The sequence below is a fragment of the Pseudomonas sp. LARHCG127 genome, from assembly GCF_052871455.1.
Genome location: NZ_JBIXJT010000019.1, coordinates 31,814 through 47,496, shown reverse-complemented (window position 1 = coordinate 47,496; position 15,683 = coordinate 31,814). Strand labels below are relative to the sequence as shown.

The 15,683-nt window shown below is 61.6% G+C and carries 13 protein-coding genes; 9 read left to right on the top strand and 4 right to left on the bottom strand.

The genetic code is table 11. The features are described 5' to 3' along the window. The first annotated feature begins 11 nt into the window (after positions 1–11). Positions 12–1,004, top strand: a complete 993-nt coding sequence (locus ACIPQ1_RS25520; protein ID WP_446535003.1) for an AraC family transcriptional regulator — start codon at positions 12–14, stop codon at positions 1,002–1,004. Positions 1,005–1,188: 184 nt separating this feature from the next. Here ACIPQ1_RS25520 and ACIPQ1_RS25515 read toward each other — a convergent pair whose 3' ends face one another. Further along, a complete protein-coding gene (locus ACIPQ1_RS25515; protein WP_250963879.1) occupies positions 1,189–1,839 on the bottom strand; it encodes an HAD family hydrolase in 651 nt (216 codons plus the stop codon). Between the two features lie 159 nt (positions 1,840–1,998). Next, positions 1,999–2,544, bottom strand: a complete 546-nt coding sequence (locus ACIPQ1_RS25510) for a gamma carbonic anhydrase family protein (protein WP_446535002.1) — start codon at positions 2,542–2,544, stop codon at positions 1,999–2,001. Positions 2,545–2,643: 99 nt separating this feature from the next. Between ACIPQ1_RS25510 and prlC the strand changes: the two genes are divergently transcribed. The 3 genes from prlC (at position 2,644) to ACIPQ1_RS25495 (ending at position 7,102) form a co-directional block, all read left to right on the top strand. Then, complete coding sequence (prlC, locus tag ACIPQ1_RS25505; RefSeq protein ID WP_446535001.1) at positions 2,644–4,695, top strand: oligopeptidase A; 2,052 nt, start codon at positions 2,644–2,646, stop codon at positions 4,693–4,695. Further along, positions 4,692–4,970 (top strand): YheV family putative zinc ribbon protein, encoded by a 279-nt coding sequence (locus tag ACIPQ1_RS25500; protein ID WP_039593397.1) that lies wholly within the window; start codon positions 4,692–4,694, stop codon positions 4,968–4,970. The genes prlC and ACIPQ1_RS25500 overlap by 4 nt, the downstream gene beginning before the upstream one ends. Before the next feature lie 116 nt (positions 4,971–5,086). After that, positions 5,087–7,102 carry a M3 family metallopeptidase gene (locus ACIPQ1_RS25495; RefSeq protein ID WP_446535000.1) on the top strand — a complete coding sequence of 672 codons (2,016 nt, stop codon included), beginning with the start codon at positions 5,087–5,089 and terminating at the stop codon, positions 7,100–7,102. Here the strand turns inward: ACIPQ1_RS25495 and ACIPQ1_RS25490 are convergent. Then, complete coding sequence (locus ACIPQ1_RS25490) at positions 7,078–7,758, bottom strand: phosphatase domain-containing protein (protein WP_411386103.1); 681 nt, start codon at positions 7,756–7,758, stop codon at positions 7,078–7,080. The two genes, ACIPQ1_RS25495 and ACIPQ1_RS25490, sit on opposite strands and share 25 nt — an antisense overlap. Before the next feature lie 183 nt (positions 7,759–7,941). Between ACIPQ1_RS25490 and ACIPQ1_RS25485 the strand changes: the two genes are divergently transcribed. The 3 genes from ACIPQ1_RS25485 to ACIPQ1_RS25475 all read left to right on the top strand — a co-directional run bounded on the left by ACIPQ1_RS25485 (position 7,942) and on the right by ACIPQ1_RS25475 (position 11,552). Continuing rightward, positions 7,942–9,000: a PA0069 family radical SAM protein gene (locus ACIPQ1_RS25485; RefSeq protein WP_411386102.1), complete on the top strand. Its 1,059-nt coding sequence runs from the start codon at positions 7,942–7,944 to the stop codon at positions 8,998–9,000. Positions 9,001–9,199: 199 nt separating this feature from the next. Next, positions 9,200–9,931: a carbonic anhydrase gene (locus tag ACIPQ1_RS25480; protein ID WP_250963885.1), complete on the top strand. Its 732-nt coding sequence runs from the start codon at positions 9,200–9,202 to the stop codon at positions 9,929–9,931. A 91-nt stretch (positions 9,932–10,022) separates the two neighbouring features. After that, entirely contained in the window at positions 10,023–11,552 is a 1,530-nt protein-coding gene (locus tag ACIPQ1_RS25475; RefSeq protein ID WP_446534999.1) for a SulP family inorganic anion transporter, read from the top strand. 256 nt (positions 11,553–11,808) lie between these two features. Here the strand turns inward: ACIPQ1_RS25475 and ACIPQ1_RS25470 are convergent, their stop codons facing one another. After that, positions 11,809–12,459 carry a hypothetical protein gene (locus ACIPQ1_RS25470; RefSeq protein ID WP_186708274.1) on the bottom strand — a complete coding sequence of 217 codons (651 nt, stop codon included), beginning with the start codon at positions 12,457–12,459 and terminating at the stop codon, positions 11,809–11,811. Positions 12,460–12,831: 372 nt separating this feature from the next. On the opposite strand from ACIPQ1_RS25470, the gene coxB reads away from it, so the two are divergent. Continuing rightward, positions 12,832–13,959, top strand: coding sequence for a cytochrome c oxidase subunit II (gene coxB, locus ACIPQ1_RS25465; RefSeq protein ID WP_411386100.1), 1,128 nt, complete (start codon positions 12,832–12,834; stop codon positions 13,957–13,959). 82 nt (positions 13,960–14,041) lie between these two features. Further along, complete coding sequence (gene ctaD, locus ACIPQ1_RS25460) at positions 14,042–15,628, top strand: cytochrome c oxidase subunit I (RefSeq protein WP_186708278.1); 1,587 nt, start codon at positions 14,042–14,044, stop codon at positions 15,626–15,628. Positions 15,629–15,683 lie beyond the last annotated feature (55 nt).

Genomic DNA, 15,683 nt, shown 5'->3' with positions numbered 1-15,683 from the left:
TGGAAACGGACATGCTGCATTCCCACCTCACCACCCTCAACGCCGTCTCGTTGGTACTGAGCACCTTCAAAAACGAAGGGCTGTCCAGCGATGCCTTGTTGGCCGGCAGTGGCATCAGCGCCGCGGACCTGAGCCGGGCCGATACGCGCATCACCACCAACCAGGAGATGCAGGTCTGCGCCAACGCCGTGGCCCTCAAGCGCGACATCGGCCTGGAGCTGGGCCTGCGCATGCACGTTTCGTCCTACGGCATGCTCGGCTATGCCCTGCTCACCAGTGCCACCTTAGGTGACGCCTTGCGCCTGGCGCTGCGCTATCCGGCGCTATTGGGAACACTCTTCGAGCTGAACCTGGACGACGACGGCGAGCACATCTGGTTCAGCGCCAGCGACTATCGGGAGAACCCGGCCCTGGCGGTGTTCAATGCCGAGTTCTGCATGGTTTCGCTGAAGGTGATCTGCAATGACCTCCTCGGCCATGTTTTGCCCTTGCACGCTGCGCGCTTCGAACATCCGGCGCCCGACTACCAGGCGCGCTACACCGCACTCTTCGATTGCCCGGTGCGCTTCGACAGCGTCGATAACGGGTTTGCCTTCGACCGCCACTGGCTCGAACAACCCTTGCCCCTGGCCGACCCCATCACCCATCACGCCATGGCCGAACGCTGCCGCCGGCAGAACACTGAATTCACCGGACGCCAGGCCTGGCTAGGAAGGATCCGCCAGTTGCTCGACGCCCAACTGAACGCAGCCCCCGGCCTGGAAGGCTTGGCCGAGCAAATGAACTGCTCGGCGCGCACCTTGCGGCGGCACCTCAAGGACCTGGGCTGCAGCTATCAGGAACTGCTGGACGAACTGCGCTTCGAACGAGCCAAGCAGATGCTCTGCGAGGAGCAATTGCCGATCCATCGAATCGCCGAACGACTGGGCTTCAGCGAAACCGCCAGCTTCCGCCATGCCTTCGTGCGCTGGAGCGGCGTGGCGCCGAGCCAGTTCAGGGCCTGAATTGTCCCTTTCATATACCAGGATATGGCTAATCCCTGTGGTGAGGGTTGTGACTTGAAACAGGGGTGTTTGTGCTGCCGCCATCGCGAGCAAGCTCGCTCCCACAGGGGTTTGGCGGTGGGCACCCGTTTTGTGGACGTCTCGGAACAATGTGGGAGCGAGCTTGCTCGCGATGGCGATCCCGTCAACGCCGCAAAAACGCCTGGTGCAACTCGTCCACCGTCTGGAAGTGATACGCCGGGCGTTCGGTGTTGAGTTCTTCGTGGCTGCCGAACCCATACCCCACCGCCGCCGCATCCAGGCCATTGCTGTGGGCGCCGATCAGGTCGTGCTTGCGGTCGCCGATCATCAGGGTGCTGGCCGGGTCGAGGCTTTCTTCGGCCAGCAGGTGGGCGATCAGTTCGACTTTGTCAGTGCGGGTGCCGTCCAGTTCGCTGCCGTAGATCACCTTGAAGTGCCGGGCGAAGTCGAAATGGCGGGCGATTTCCCGGGCGAACACCCAGGGCTTGGAAGTGGCGATGTACAGATGGCGCCCTTGGCCGCCCAAGGTTTCCAGCAGCGGCATCACGCCGTCGAAGACCCGGTTCTCATAAAGGCCGGTGACCTTGAAGCGTTCACGATAGAAATTCACCGCCTCCCAGGCCTTCGCTTCGTCGAAGTCATAGAACTGCATGAAGGCCTGCAACAACGGCGGGCCGATGAAATGTTCGAGGCGGGTCAGGTCGGGTTCGTCGATGCCCAGCTTGGCCAAGGCGAACTGGATCGAACGGGTGATGCCTTCACGGGGGTCGGTGAGGGTGCCGTCGAGGTCGAAGAGTACGGTCTGGTAGTGCATGGCAGGTCCTGGCAGTGGCATCACGTGGCGAGGGAGCTTGCTCCCGCTTGAGCGCGAAGCGCTCACAAAAATGGGTCTGCTGCGCCCGAAGCGTCGGACCGGCCCAGCGGGAGCAAGCGCCCTCGCCACAATGGGTCATTCAACACTTCGGGGGGCGCTTCACGGTTGGTCGTAGCCTTCGGCCAGATGCAGGTCCTTGAGCTTCACGTAGTTCGCCGCGCTGTAGGTGAAGAACGCGCGCTCCTTGTCCGTCAGTGGCCGGGCCTGCTTCACCGGGCTGCCCACGTACAAAAAGCCGCTTTCCAGGCGCTTGCCCGGCGGTACGAGGCTGCCGGCGCCGATGATCACATCGTCTTCGACCACCGCGCCGTCCATGACGATACTGCCCATGCCGATCAGGATCCGGCTGCCCACCGAGCAGCCATGGAGCATGACCTTGTGGGCGATGGTCACGTCGTCGCCGATCAGCAACGGGAAGCCATCCGGATTGAAGGGCCCTGCATGGGTGATGTGCAGCACGCAACCATCCTGGACGCTGGTACGCGCACCGATACGGATGCGGTGCATGTCGCCGCGAATGACCGTCAGCGGCCAGACGGAGCTGTCTTCGCCGATTTCGACGTCGCCGATCACCACCGCGGTGCTGTCGACAAAAGCCCCACGGGCAAGCTTCGGGCTGTGGTTCTGGTACGTGCGAAGGGTCACGATAGGCTCTCTCTTATCCGGTGATAGGCGCTGCTAGCTGCGGTGAACGTCGATTGTAATTAAGATGGGCCGATGTTTCTTCCAGCCAAGGTGTCGACCGTGAGCGTGAACAACCCTCTTTTGCAGCCCTATGACCTGCCGCCATTCTCGGCGATCCGTGCCGAGCACGTACAACCGGCCATCGAGCAGATCCTGGCGGACAACCGTGCGGCCATCGCCGAAATCCTCAAGACCCAAGTCCAACAGCCTACCTGGGCCGGCCTGGTGTTGGCGATGGACGAGCTCAATGATCGTCTCGGCGCAGCCTGGAGCCCGGTCAGCCATCTGAACGCCGTGCGCAACAGCCCGGAACTGCGCGAGGCCTACGAGGCCTGCCTGCCGGCGCTGAGTGCCTACTCCACCGAGCTGGGCCAGAACCGCGAGCTGTTCCAGGCCTTCGAAGCCCTGGCGAACAGCCCGGAAGCAGCCAGCTTCGACGTCGCGCAGAAAACCATCCTGGAACATTCCCTGCGGGATTTCCGCCTGTCGGGCATCGACCTGCCGCCCGAGCAACAGAAGCGCTACGCCGAAGTGCAGAGCAAACTGTCCGAGCTGGGCAGCCGCTTCTCCAATCAACTGCTGGACGCAACCCAGGCCTGGACCAAGCACGTCACTGACGAAGCCGCCCTCGCCGGCCTGACCGACTCGGCCAAGGCGCAAATGGCCGCCGCTGCCCAGGCCAAGGAACTGGACGGCTGGCTGATCAACCTGGAGTTCCCTAGTTACTACGCAGTGATGACCTACGCCGAAGACCGCGCCCTGCGCGAAGAAGTCTACGCGGCCTACTGCACCCGTGCCTCGGACCAAGGCCCGAATGCCGGCCAGAACGACAACGGCCCGGTGATGGAACAGATCCTCGACCTGCGCCAGGAACTGGCCCAACTGCTGGGTTTCGCCAACTTCGCCGAATTGAGCCTGGCAACCAAGATGGCAGAATCCAGCGATCAGGTCCTCAGTTTCCTGCGTGACCTGGCCAAGCGCAGCAAGCCGTTCGCGGCCCTGGACCTGGAACAGCTCAAAGCCTATGCCGCCGAGCAGGGTTGCCCCGACCTGCAAAGCTGGGACAGCGGTTTCTACGGTGAAAAACTGCGCCAGCAGCGTTACAGCGTGGCCCAGGAAGCCCTGCGCGCCTACTTCCCGATCGACAAGGTACTGAGCGGCCTGTTCGCCATCGTGCAGCGCCTCTATGGCATCGAGATCGCCGAACTGAAAGGCTTCGACAGCTGGCACCCGGACGTGCGCCTGTTCGAAATCAAGGAGAACGGCCAGCACGTCGGCCGCTTCTTCTTCGACCTCTACGCCCGCGCCAACAAGCGTGGCGGTGCCTGGATGGACGGTGCCCGCGACCGTCGTCGCACCTTCGACGGCGTCCTGCAAAGCCCGGTCGCCAACCTGGTGTGCAACTTCACCCCGGCCGACAGCGGCAAGCCGGCGCTGCTGACCCACGATGAAGTCACCACCCTGTTCCACGAGTTCGGCCATGGCCTGCACCACCTGCTGACCCGCGTCGAACACGCCGGCGTGTCCGGCATCAACGGCGTGGCCTGGGATGCCGTGGAACTGCCGAGCCAGTTCATGGAAAACTGGTGCTGGGAGCCCGAAGGCCTGGCGCTGATTTCCGGTCACTACGAAACCGGTGAACCGCTGCCCCAGGACCTGTTGGAAAAAATGCTCGCGGCGAAAAACTTCCAGTCCGGCCTGATGATGGTCCGTCAGTTGGAGTTCTCGCTGTTCGACTTCGAGCTGCACGCCACCCACGGCGATGGCCGCAGCGTGCTGCAAGTGCTCGAAGGCGTGCGTGACGAGGTCTCCGTCATGCGTCCGCCGGCCTACAACCGCTTCCCCAACAGCTTTGCGCACATTTTCGCCGGCGGCTACGCGGCGGGTTACTACAGCTACAAATGGGCGGAAGTGCTCTCGGCCGATGCCTTCTCCAAATTCGAAGAAGACGGCGTGCTCAACGCCGACACCGGCCGAGCCTTCCGCGAGGCGATCCTGGCCCGTGGCGGTTCCCAGGAACCGATGGTGCTGTTCGTCGACTTCCGTGGCCGCGAGCCGTCGATTGACGCACTCTTGCGCCATAGCGGCCTGACCGAGGACGCGGCAGCATGAGTGAGGGTCCTGTGATTACCAAGCGACGCTTTATCGCCGGGGCGGTCTGCCCGGCCTGCAGCGAGCCGGACAAGTTGATGATGTGGAACGAAGACGGCGTGCCGCACCGCGAATGCGTGGCCTGCGGTTATTCCGACACGCTCAACGAGCAAGGCCTGTCGGTGCCCAAGGAATTGGGCACCCGGGTCAATACGTCGGCGCTCAAGACGCCGGATGCGAAAGTCCAGGCCGTGCAGTTTTTTCCCAACCCGAAGCTGAAGAAAAAAACCGACTGACATCGTTGGCATTACCTTCCGGGCCGCCCGGCCCGGAAGCGATACATATGTACCGCAGCGCCTCATGCATTCCTCATCAGACTGGCCTGACACGTCCAGACTGACAGGAAGCCTCCATGCATCGCCCTTATGATCCCCTCTTGCAGGCCTATGTCCTGCCGCCCTTTTCAAACATCCGCGTCGAACACTTCGCTCCCGCGCTAGACCAGATCATTGCCGAAAGCCGTGCCAAAGTCGCCGAGATCATCAAGACCCAGACACCGTTCCCTACGTGGGATGACCTGGTGTTGGCGATGGATGAAATCCACGCACGCTTGAGAAGCTTCGGCTTTGTACTGGAACTCATGGCGTCGACCAGGACTGATGATGCCTGGGGGCAGGTTTCGGACGATTGCCAACAACGGCTGCAGGATTTCCAGGGATCGCTGATGCGACATCCCGAACTGTTTCAGCTTTACCAACGCTTGGCCGACAGCCAGATCGCCCTGCATTTCTCCCCCGTGCGCAAAAGAACGCTGGCAAAAATCCTGCGGCGGTTGCGCCAGCACGGAATGGGATCGCCGTCACCGCAGAAGCTCAATGACCTGAAGCTACGAATCCAAGGCGCCCAGACCTTGTTCCTTGAGCACTTGCACGCAGCGAACAACGCGTGGAGCAAAATAATCCACGATGAAGCCCAGTTGAGTGGCCTGCCGCCATCCTTCAAGCGGCGCATGGCCGAGCAAGCCCGTGAAAAGGGCGGCACAGGCTGGCTGCTGACTCTCAACGACGAGTCGTTTCGCATCGTCACCCGATACGCCGACGATCCTGCCTTGCGCAAGCAAATGTACGTTGCCTATAGCACCCGCGCATCGGATCAAGGGCCGCAAGCCGGGGTCTACGACAACGGCGAAGTGCTGCGCCAATTGCTCAGGGATCGGTATGCACTGGCCAAACTGCTGGGCTATTCAAGCTACGCGCAGATGGCTGTCGAGCCCGAGCAAGCGCAGTCGCCAGAAGACGTCATGACGTTCCTGCAAGGGCAGCTCGACCAACAGCAAGCCGTGTTTGCCGAAGATACGAAGCAACTGCAGGCGTTTGCCAAGACGCAACAGGTCAACGAATTAACGCCCTGGAATGTGCAGTACCTGGCAGAAAAGCTTCGTCGGCAAACAGCCGGTATCTCGGAGCAGGACGTCAGCGCCTGGTTCGCACTGGAACCGACGTTTACCCAGCTGCTGCTGATCGCCACGGATCTGTTTGGCGTGGACTTCATCGAGCGCCAGGACGTGACGAACTGGCATCCGCAAGTGCGTCTTTTCGAAGTCCGGGAGGGGGACGAAACCCTCGGCTACTTTTATTTCGATCCCTTCGAATATCCGGATCAGAATGGCTTTCCCAGTACCACTACCCTGCGAAACCGCCGCATCACCGCCGAGGGCCGGCCGCGTTATCCCGTCGCGGTGCTGCATGGCTGGTTGCCGCGCGGTTCCAGCACCACCCCTCTGTTGCTGGATTATCGGCAACTGCGAGTGCTCTTCCACGAGTTAGGGCACTGTCTGCACCATGTGTTGAGCCGGGTTGAATACCGCGACGTCTCGGGCATCACCGCGCTCAGCCGGGACGCGGCCGAATTCGCTGGCGTGTTGTTCGAACAGTGGTGCACCTCCAAGGAATTCCTCATGCGGATATCGAAGCACCACCAGACCGGAGCACCGTTGCCGGACAAAGACGCCGACCAGTTGATGGTTTATCTACAGACCCAGACCAGTTGGGGCATTGCCGGACAGATACGCGATGCGCTATTCGACATGGAACTGCACCACAGCCACGGTGACGGTCGTACGGTCCAGCAAGTATTCGAGCAAGTGCGTGCAAAAGTAGGCCACTTACCGGTGTTCATGAACGAACGCTGGCCCAATGGCCTGGATTACCTGGTCACGGGCTACGATGCCGGAATTTATGCCTACCTTTGGTCCAGGAGCCTGGCCAGGACCGTGTTCGAGCCATTCAAGCGCAACGGCTTATTCGATAGGGAAACCGGCAGGGTGTTGCGTGAAACGATATTCGAGTGGGGCGACTCACGGCCTCTATCGGAGTCCATCGAGGCTTTTTTGCACGCAACCGCTCACCGTGCGGGAGCCAGCGCTTGAGGGTTGAGGTGATGCGCCGGGGTCGTTGAATTGACCCAGCTTTCCAGGGAGCAAAGGGCGAAGACGCTGGTGCTGCAATCGCCGTTCGCCAACGCCACGCGCAGTTTGTCGACATCGGCCTGCATCATGTAGCGCACGCCGTCCTTGAAGTGATGGCTGTCGCCGAAGCCACCTTCGGTCATTTCATTCAACGCGTCCTCTTTGCTCCAGCCCTGCACCACCACCCGGTACATGGCGGCCACCAGCCCGGTGCGGTCCGAGCCGTGCTTGCAGTGCATCAGCACCGGCCCCTTGGTTTCGGCCGCCTGGACGGCGCGCAAGGCCTTGAGTATGTCGCTGTCATCGACATGATTGGTGCGGTAGGGCAACTGCACCTGCTCGATGCCGGGGGTGGACAGCCAGCGCTTGTCCGACTCCGGCAGGAAGGTGATGACCGTGCCGATCCGCAGCTTCGTCAGCAAAGGCACGGCGCCGCCGTCTGGCAGGGAGCTGCGGTAGAGGGTCGGTGACATCTGGTAGAGGTTGTAGTCCTTTTCCACCGGCTGCGCCCATTCAGCGGGCCTCGCCTCAGGGAGATCGGCCGCTTGGACGGGCGCCTCGGCCAGTCCGGCAAGCAAGGCCAGGCACAACAACGAACGGGAACAGAGCTTGAGCATGCACGGACGACCGAGAGCGAAGGAATACAGGAGGCCCAGTGTCGGCTCGCTGCGGTTAAAAGCCCGTGAGGAGAACGTCAAAGCCTTGTGAACGCTGATCCGGTAGTTGGACTGCCGAATGGCACTGGCCCTAATCGAACACAGCGAATACTGTATGCACATACAGCTTTCGGAGTATTCCCCATGCCTGCCTCCCTTCCACCTCGCGGCCGCGGCACCGCGACCAACCCGCACAACCGCTTCGCCCCGAATCGCTCGGTGGTCGAGGATGACGGCTGGTACCAGGAAGTCCCGCCGACCCAGGGCACCGAAGTGCGCATCGAAACGGCGAAGACCATCATTACCCGCAACACCTCGTCCGATATCCCATTCGACCGCTCGATCAACCCGTACCGAGGCTGCGAACACGGTTGCATCTACTGCTATGCGCGGCCCAGCCATGCCTATTGGGACCTGTCGCCGGGGCTGGATTTCGAAACGAAGCTGATCGCCAAGACCAATGCCGCCGATGTGCTGGAGGAGCAATTGTCCCGGCGCGGCTATCAATGCGCGCCGATCGCACTGGGTTCCAACACCGACCCCTATCAGCCGATCGAACGGGAACAACGGATAACCCGGCGGATCCTCGAGGTACTGCTGCGTTATCGGCATCCGGTGACCATCGTCACCAAGGGCTCGCTGATCCTGCGCGACCTGGACCTACTGACCGAGTTGGCGCAACAACGCCTGGTGCACGTGATGATCAGCCTCACCACCCTGGACGATGAACTCAAGCGCATTCTCGAACCCCGGGCGGCGGCGCCCAAGGCGCGGCTGCGGGCGATCAAGGTCATGCGTGAGGCAGGCATCAACGTGGGCGTGCTCTGCGCACCGATGATCCCGATGATCAACGACAGCGAGATCGAGAGCCTGCTGACCGAAGCCCACGCCGCCGGTGCGCAGAATGCCGCCTACGTGATGCTGCGCCTGCCGCTGGAAGTCGCGCCGCTGTTCGAGGAGTGGCTGCAGGCGCACTACCCGCAACGCGCCGCCCATGTACTGAGCCTGGTGCGCCAGAGCCGTGGTGGCGAACTGTATGACAGCCGCTTCGGTGCGCGGATGCGCGGCGAAGGCCCATTCGCCGACCTGCTGGCCCAGCGCTTCGCCAAGGCGCTCAAGCGCCTGGGACTGGAGCGACGCGACGGATACACTCTCGATTGCGATGCCTTCTGTCCGCCGGGCCGACAGATGTCGTTGATTTGATTAAAGTTGACCCTGGAAAGACCACTGGACATGAGCTGCGCCAGTGTTTCGCCACCCCTGGAATCATTGTCCTAGAGCCTTCGATTTCAGTTTGAGTTAAGTTTCGGCCGCTACCTTGTTCAGCGAGTGACTGACGGGTCGCAGATGTCGACCTGGATGTTTTAGCCACTGGCGTCATACCGTCAAAAGAGGATGAATCATGAGTGACAAGGATAATCAGCCGTTGGCTGCGTCGGCTTCAGCCCAACCCGTGGCGGAAACCGCCGATGCAGCGCTGCAGCATATTGTTGACGGCTTTTTGCATTTCCATCACGAGATCTTTCCGCAACAGGAAGAGCTCTTCAAGAAACTCGCCACCGCCCAGGCGCCCCGTGCGATGTTCATCACCTGTGCCGATTCGCGCATCGTGCCCGAGCTGATCACCCATAGCTCCCCCGGCGACCTGTTCGTGACCCGTAACGTCGGCAACGTCGTTCCGCCTTACGGGCAGATGAATGGCGGCGTCTCCACCGCCATCGAATACGCCGTGCTGGCCCTCGGTGTGCAACACATCATTGTTTGCGGCCATTCCGATTGCGGCGCCATGCGTGCCGTGCTGAACCCGGACACCCTGGAAAAAATGCCCACGGTAAAAGCCTGGCTGCGCCACGCCGAAGTGGCCAAGACCATGGTCCACGACAACTGTCCGTGCGGCGACGAAAAACAGACCATGCCCATCCTCACCGAAGAAAACGTGATCGCGCAGTTGCAGCATCTGCGAACGCATCCCTCGGTCGCATCGCGCATGGCCAGCGGTCAGTTGTTCATCCATGGCTGGGTGTACAACATCGAGACCAGCGAGATCAAAGCCTTTGACGCGGACCAGGGACGTTTCCTGCCGCTCGATGGCAGCCATCCGATACCGGTGGCGACGCCCAAAGCGCGCTTCTAACCACTCCTAATCATCCTTGTGTGGTTCTAGCCTTACCGCTATTTGCGCGGTAGGGCCTCGCCATGCCTGAAGAAACTTCGGGAGAGTCGCCATGCGTGCTGCTCAATTAAAAGCTGTTCTGCCACGGGAGCTATTGGCTTCGGTGGTTGTGTTCCTGGTGGCGCTGCCCTTGTGCATGGGCATTGCCATCGCCTCCGGCCTGCCGCCGGCCAAGGGCCTGATTACCGGGATCATCGGTGGTCTGGTCGTGGGTTTTCTGGCTGGCTCGAAGCTGCAAGTCAGCGGCCCGGCCGCCGGGTTGGCGGTGTTGGTCTTCGAACTGGTGCGCCAGCATGGCGTGGCGATGCTCGGGCCGATCCTGCTGCTGGCCGGCCTGCTGCAACTGTTGGCCGGGCGCTTTCGCCTGGGTTGCTGGTTCCGGGTCACTGCGCCTGCGGTGGTGTACGGGATGCTCGCGGGTATCGGCGTGCTGATCGTGTTGTCCCAGGTCCATGTGATGCTGGACGCGGCGCCCAAGCCCTCCGGGCTGGATAACCTCGCGGCGTTCCCGACGGCAGTGGCCCAGGCCTTGCCGTCCTTCGGCTGGCAGGCCGGCCTGCTCGGTCTGTCGACGATCGCGGTGATGTGGCTGTGGGAAAAGTTTCGCCCCCACAGCCTGCGCTTCGTTCCCGGTGCCTTGCTGGGCGTTGGCCTGGCGACCGTCGCCAGCCTGCTGCTGGCCTTGCAGGTCAAGCGCGTGGAGGTTCCGGAGAACCTGGCCGAAGCCATTGATTGGCTGCGCCCGGCGGACCTGCTGAACCTGGCCGACCCAACGCTGCTGATCGCCGCGTTCGCGGTGGCCTTCATCGCCAGTGCCGAAACCCTGCTGTCGGCGGCCGCCGTGGATCGCATGCACAGCGGTGAACGTGCGGACTTCGACCGGGAACTGTCGGCGCAAGGGATCGGCAACATGCTCTGCGGCCTGCTCGGCGCCTTGCCGATGACTGGTGTGATCGTGCGCAGTTCGGCCAACGTCCAGGCCGGGGCCACCACGCGGATGTCGACGATTTTCCACGGCCTGTGGTTGCTGCTGTTCGTGCTGTTGCTGTCCAGCGTGCTGCAAAGCATTCCGGTGGCGAGCCTGGCCGGCGTGCTGGTCTACACCGGTTTCAAACTGGTGGACCTCAAGGCGTTTCGAAGCCTGGGCCGTTATGGCCGGATGCCGATGTTCACCTACGCCGCCACGGCGCTGGCGATCATCTTCACCGACCTGCTGACCGGTGTGCTGATCGGCTTCGGCCTGACCCTGGTGAAACTGGCCTGGAAAGCGTCGCGCCTAAAAATCAGCCTGATCGACCTGCCTCAGGAAGGCGAGATGGAACTGCGCCTGGTGGGTGCGGCCACCTTCCTCAAGGTGCCGGCGCTGACCCAGGTGCTGGGCACCATCCCAACGGGCGCGACCGTGCACGTGCCGCTCAATAACCTGAGCTACATCGATCACTCGTGCCTGGAGTTGCTGGAAGAATGGGGCCGGGCGAATGCCAGCAAGGGTTCGAAGCTACTGATTGAATCCCGCGGGCTCAAGCGTCGGCTGGAAGGACGGTTGCGGACCACGGTGGGGGTTGGTGCAGCGGCCGGTTAACCATGCCCCTGTGGGAGCGAGCTTGCTCGCGATGGCGGAGTGTCAGTCGACTGCGATGTGGCTGACCCTATGCCATCGCGAGCAAGCGCGCTCCCCAAGGGGGCCGGGGGAGGAACTATGATGGCTGAACACCCCAAATCCACTGTGGGAGCGCGCTTGCTCGCGATGGCGGAGTGTCAGTCGACTGCGATGTGGCTGATGCAATGCCATCGCGAGCAAGCTCGCTCCCACAGGGGGTTTGTGTTTTTTCGGAGGATCAAGCCGCCGGCTGATCCAGCTCCAGGCCCACGCCCAAGCGACGGGACATGCACGGCCAGCGCTTCCAGGCTGCGCCAGTCTCAGGGCTGCTGAGCTTCTCGCGATAGGCTTCTACTGATTCCAGGGCAAACGTCTCGTCGTTGAGCATCTCGTCGAACGTGTGATGCACCACTTCATCGAGCTGGTTGGCAAATGCCTCACCGATCAACTGGTGGGCGATCAGGTTGGCGACCGTCATGTCCAAGGGGATCAGTGGCTGGCCGAAATGCTTGATATAAAGGTCATTCACCTCTTCGACAAACCGGTGCGCCAGATAGGCTTCGTCCAGCAGGCTGTCGAGCCCGACATGCCCGGCCATGATGGTCGGCGGCTGGAGGAAATACTGTTCGGCAATCTTCAGTACCGGTTTGATCTGCGACTCGATACCCGCTTCCCTCGCCACGTCGTTGGCTGCGTCCAGCAGGTCGGGCACTTCATCGATGTACGCCGCGACAAACCGCGCGAGGGCGTTATTGGGGTTCGTGTCCGGCAATTGAATGGTGCGGTGCAGATGCGGTAACTGGGCCTCCAGTTGGCGGGTCAGTTGGCCGGTCTCGGCTTCGTGTTGTTGGGCTTTTTGGATCTGCTCGCGCAATGCGGCGGTGTTCATGACAACTCCAGGAAACAAAGGCAATGAAATAGGGAAGACATAACTTAGCTGGCGCAAAAACACTCCTAAGACCTATTTTTCATAACTGCCCCTTCCTTGCTGCGTCACAGTTATATCGGTTTGCCATCACTCAGTTCGCATCCTTCTCCATTCGTGGGCTCTAGCGCAAGCCCCGGCTGTTTCAAACGATTTACGCCATCGCGTTGCGAGGTTGCAGGTGCTGTCTATACTCGGTTTGGAATGGAGTTAGCTGATGACACCCGATTGCATGTGCAGCAAGGCGCGGCGAGTCAATTAAGCAGTCTGAATAGCCGATCCCTTGCCGCAGGTTTTACGCCTACGGGATAACAAGAACGATAAGGGGAACCCGCAATGACGCGACATCCACACGTATGGATGGGCCTCCTGTTGTGGTCGATTTTCAGTCAGGCACAAGCGGCCTGGACTGTGAATATGGCGCCTGGAGCGACACAGATCAGCAACGCAGTGTTCGACCTGCACATGACCATCTTCTGGATCTGTGTGGTCATCGGCATCATCGTCTTCGGCGCCATGTTCTGGTCGATGATGATGCACCGCCGCTCAACCGGCCAGAATGCCGCGCACTTTCACGAAAACACCCGCGTCGAAATCCTCTGGACCATCGTGCCCTTCCTGATCCTGGTGCTGATGGCGATTCCTGCCACCGCGACCCTGATCAAGATGTACGACTCCAGTGAGTCGGAGATCGATATCCAGGTCACCGGCTACCAGTGGAAGTGGCACTACAAGTACCTGGGCCAGGACGTCGAGTTCTTCAGCAACCTGGCAACCCCCGCCGAACAGATCCACAACCAGAGCGCCAAGGGCGAGCACTACCTGCTGGAGGTCGACAAGCCGCTGGTGCTGCCGGTCGATGCCAAGGTGCGCTTTTTGGTGACCTCCGCCGACGTGATCCACTCCTGGTGGGTACCGGCCTTCGCGGTCAAGCGCGATGCCATCCCGGGGTTCGTCAATGAAGCCTGGACCCGGGTCGACAAGCCCGGCATCTATCGCGGCCAATGCGCCGAGCTGTGCGGCAAAGACCACGGCTTCATGCCGATCGTGGTGGAGGTCAAGAGCAAGCCCGACTACGAGAAATGGCTGGGCGAACGCAAGGCCGAAGCCGCGCAGCTCAAGGAGCTGACCAGCAAGGAATGGACGCGCGAAGAGCTCGTCGAGCGTGGCGACAAGGTCTACCACACCACCTGCGTGGCCTGCCACCAGGCCGAAGGCCAAGGCTTGCCGCCGATGTTCCCGGCGCTCAAGGGCTCGAAAATCGCCACCGGGCCGATCAAGGATCACCTGAACATTGTCTTCCACGGCAAGCCCGGCACCTCAATGGCGGCGTTCGGCAAACAACTGTCGGAAGTCGATATCGCTGCGGTCGTGACCTATGAACGCAACGCCTGGGGCAACAACAAGGGCGACATGGTGACGCCTAAAGAAGTGCTGGAACTCAAACAGGCGGAAAGCCAATGAGCCGGCCCGACGCTCGTTCCCATAACCGGTCGGGGCGCGTTGCCCCGCGCCGTCCAGCCCATTGGTTCGAAGGAGAAAGGACATGAGTGCTGTGATCGATGACCACGGTCATGCCGACCACGCCCACGGCCCCGCCAAGGGCCTGATGCGCTGGGTGCTGACCACCAACCACAAGGACATCGGCACGCTGTACCTGTGGTTCGCCTTCTCGATGTTCCTGCTGGGCGGCTCGTTCGCCATGGTGATCCGCGCCGAGCTGTTCCAGCCCGGCTTGCAGATCGTCCAGCCGGAATTCTTCAACCAGATGACCACCATGCATGGCCTGGTGATGGTCTTCGGCGCGGTGATGCCGGCGTTCGTCGGCCTGGCCAACTGGATGGTCCCGCTGATGATCGGCGCGCCGGACATGGCCCTGCCGCGCATGAACAACTTCAGCTTCTGGCTGTTGCCGGCGGCGTTCCTGATGTTGGTCTCGACGCTGTTCACTCCCGGCGGCGGGCCGAACTTCGGCTGGACCTTCTATGCGCCGCTGTCCACCACCTATGCGCCGGAAAGCGTGACGTTCTTCATCTTTGCCATCCACCTCATGGGCATCAGCTCGATCATGGGGGCAATCAACGTGGTCGCCACCATCCTCAACCTGCGCGCGCCCGGCATGACCCTGATGAAAATGCCACTGTTCGTCTGGACCTGGCTGATCACTGCGTTCCTGCTGATCGCGGTGATGCCGGTGCTGGCCGGTTGCGTGACGATGATGCTGATGGACATCCACTTCGGCACCAGCTTCTTCAGTGCCGCCGGTGGCGGTGACCCGGTGCTGTTCCAGCACGTGTTCTGGTTCTTCGGCCACCCCGAGGTGTACATCATGATCCTGCCGGCCTTCGGTGCCGTCAGCTCGATCATCCCGGCGTTCTCGCGCAAGCCGCTGTTCGGCTACACCTCGATGGTCTACGCCACGGCCGCCATTGCGTTCCTGTCGTTCATCGTCTGGGCGCACCACATGTTCGTGGTCGGCATCCCGCTGGTGGGCGAGCTGTTCTTCATGTACGCGACCCTGCTGATCGCCGTGCCCACCGGGGTGAAGGTGTTCAACTGGGCCAGCACCATGTGGCAAGGCTCGCTGACCTTCGAGACGCCGATGCTGTTCGCCGTGGCGTTCGTGATCCTGTTTTCCATCGGCGGTTTCTCCGGGCTCATGCTCGCCATCGCCCCGGCGGACTTCCAGTACCAGGACACTTACTTCGTGGTCGCGCACTTCCACTACGTGCTGGTGCCCGGGGCGATCTTCGGGATCTTCGCCTCGGCCTACTACTGGCTGCCGAAATGGACCGGCCACATGTACGACGAGACCCTCGGCAAGCTGCACTTCTGGCTGTCGTTCATCGGCATGAACCTGGCGTTCTTCCCGATGCACTTCGTAGGCCTGGCAGGCATGCCCCGGCGGATTCCCGACTACAACCTGCAGTTCGCCGACTTCAACATGGTCTCGTCCATCGGCGCGTTCATGTTCGGCACCACGCAGATCTTCTTCCTGTTCATCGTGATCAAGACCATCCGCGGCGGCCCGCCCGCACCGGCCAAGCCATGGGATGGGGCCGAGGGGCTGGAATGGAGCGTGCCGTCGCCGGCGCCGTATCACACGTTTACTACGCCGCCGGAAGTGAAATAGATGACACCGGGGCCTTATGTGGGAGCGAGCTTGCTCGCGATAGCGGTGGAACAGG

What these genes read in the sequence shown, in the direction of transcription:
- ACIPQ1_RS25520 (WP_446535003.1), top strand. Translation starts at nt 12, where the DNA reads ATGCTGCATTCCCACCTCACCACCCTCAACGCCGTCTCGTTGGTACTG.
- ACIPQ1_RS25515 (WP_250963879.1), bottom strand. Translation starts at nt 1,839, where the DNA reads ATGCACTACCAGACCGTACTCTTCGACCTCGACGGCACCCTCACCGAC.
- ACIPQ1_RS25500 (WP_039593397.1), top strand. Translation starts at nt 4,692, where the DNA reads ATGAGTGAGGGTCCTGTGATTACCAAGCGACGCTTTATCGCCGGGGCG.
- ACIPQ1_RS25495 (WP_446535000.1), top strand. Translation starts at nt 5,087, where the DNA reads ATGCATCGCCCTTATGATCCCCTCTTGCAGGCCTATGTCCTGCCGCCC.
- ACIPQ1_RS25490 (WP_411386103.1), bottom strand. Translation starts at nt 7,758, where the DNA reads ATGCTCAAGCTCTGTTCCCGTTCGTTGTTGTGCCTGGCCTTGCTTGCC.
- ACIPQ1_RS25485 (WP_411386102.1), top strand. Translation starts at nt 7,942, where the DNA reads ATGCCTGCCTCCCTTCCACCTCGCGGCCGCGGCACCGCGACCAACCCG.
- ACIPQ1_RS25480 (WP_250963885.1), top strand. Translation starts at nt 9,200, where the DNA reads ATGAGTGACAAGGATAATCAGCCGTTGGCTGCGTCGGCTTCAGCCCAA.
- ACIPQ1_RS25475 (WP_446534999.1), top strand. Translation starts at nt 10,023, where the DNA reads ATGCGTGCTGCTCAATTAAAAGCTGTTCTGCCACGGGAGCTATTGGCT.
- ACIPQ1_RS25470 (WP_186708274.1), bottom strand. Translation starts at nt 12,459, where the DNA reads ATGAACACCGCCGCATTGCGCGAGCAGATCCAAAAAGCCCAACAACAC.
- coxB (WP_411386100.1), top strand. Translation starts at nt 12,832, where the DNA reads ATGACGCGACATCCACACGTATGGATGGGCCTCCTGTTGTGGTCGATT.
- ctaD (WP_186708278.1), top strand. Translation starts at nt 14,042, where the DNA reads ATGAGTGCTGTGATCGATGACCACGGTCATGCCGACCACGCCCACGGC.